General features: G+C 78.1%; 1 protein-coding gene. It reads right to left on the bottom strand.

Annotated elements, in window-relative coordinates; all coding sequences use genetic code 11:
• On the bottom strand, window positions 1–1361 hold a 1361-nt coding region (locus tag BST12_RS34015), incomplete at both ends, for a PGRS repeat-containing protein (RefSeq protein WP_342746517.1).

Raw genomic sequence — 1361 nt, 5'->3', positions numbered from 1 at the left:
CGATGCCACCGTCACCCCCGTGCCCGCCGGTGGCCCCGACGAATCCTGCCAGCGCTCCGGCGGCCCCACCGCTGCCGCCGGCACCGCCGGAACCCGCGGCCTCTGTCGATGCGCCCGCTCCGCCGGCCCCGCCGCCGCCGAACAGCCCACCCGCGCCGCCATTGCCACCCGCGCCGCCGACGCCGGTGGGACTGAATGCAGGTGCGCCGGCTCCGCCGGCCCCACCGGTGCCTAGCACGCCGCCGGCTCCGCCGGCTCCGCCGCTGCCGCCGTTGCTGGTCGTGGAGAACCCGCCGCTGCCACCGGCGCCGCCGCTGCCGAACAGACCGGCCGCTCCGCCTGCTCCGCCGTTTTGGCTCTGCGCGCCGGATCCGCCGGCGCCGCCGTCGCCGAGCAGGAAGCCGCCGGGTGTGCCAGGTGCTCCGCTGCCCGCGGCGCCATTGGTGCCGTTGCCGATCAGCGGACGATGCAGCAGTGCCTCGGTGGGCGCGTTGATGATGTTGAACACCGGCTGCAGCGGCCCGGCGGCGCCGTTGGCGCCGGCGGCGCCGATGGTGATTCCAAACCCTCCATTGCCGCCATTGCCCGCGGTGCCGATGAATACCGCGCTTCCGCCAGTTCCGCCGGCGCCGCCCGTTTGGGTGACGCTTTGGCCACCTTCGCCGCCCGCACCGCCACTACCGAACAGCAGGCCGCCCCGGCCGCCCGTTCCACCGACACCACCATTGGCGAGGGCGCCGAGCCCGCCGACCCCGCCGGCGCCTCCGAAGCCGATTAGGCCGGCGTTGCCGCCGCCGCCGCCGACTCCACCAGCCGCGGTGGCGGAACTTCCGATCCCGCCGACTCCACCGGCGCCGCCGCTCGACATGAACAGGCCGGCGTCGCCGCCGTGGCCACCGGCACCGCCGCCGGTACCGACGCTGTTACCGCCGTTCCCGCCGGCCCCGCCCTGGCCGAACAGGAAGCCGGCTTTGCCGCCGGCGCCACCGGAACCGCCCGCGCCCGCTCCGCCGAGTCCGCCGTTTCCACCGTCGCCACCCGGGCCGCCGACCAGCCCGCCGGCCCCGCCGGCACCGCCGGCGCCTCCGTCGGCAAGGCCCAGACCGCCGGCACCCCCGTGACCGCCGGCGGCACCGACCAGTCCGGCGAGCGCGCCCGCGCTCCCGCCGGCTCCGCCGGCCGCGCCCGTGCCACCGGCGCTGCCGCCGCCGAAGCCGCCGGCGCCGCCGGCGCCAAACAGTCCGCCGGCCCCACCCGTTCCGCCGGTTCCACCGATTCCAGTGGTCACGGCGTGTCCGCCGGGGCCGCCGACGCCTGCATTGCCGGACAGCAGCCCGCCCGCGCCACCGTTGCCCCCGGCC

The sequence above is a fragment of the Mycobacterium angelicum genome (genome assembly GCF_002086155.1).
GTDB lineage: Bacteria > Actinomycetota > Actinomycetes > Mycobacteriales > Mycobacteriaceae > Mycobacterium > Mycobacterium angelicum.
Note: the sequence above shows the minus strand (reverse complement) of the source record. Positions and strands in the feature narration are given on the sequence as shown.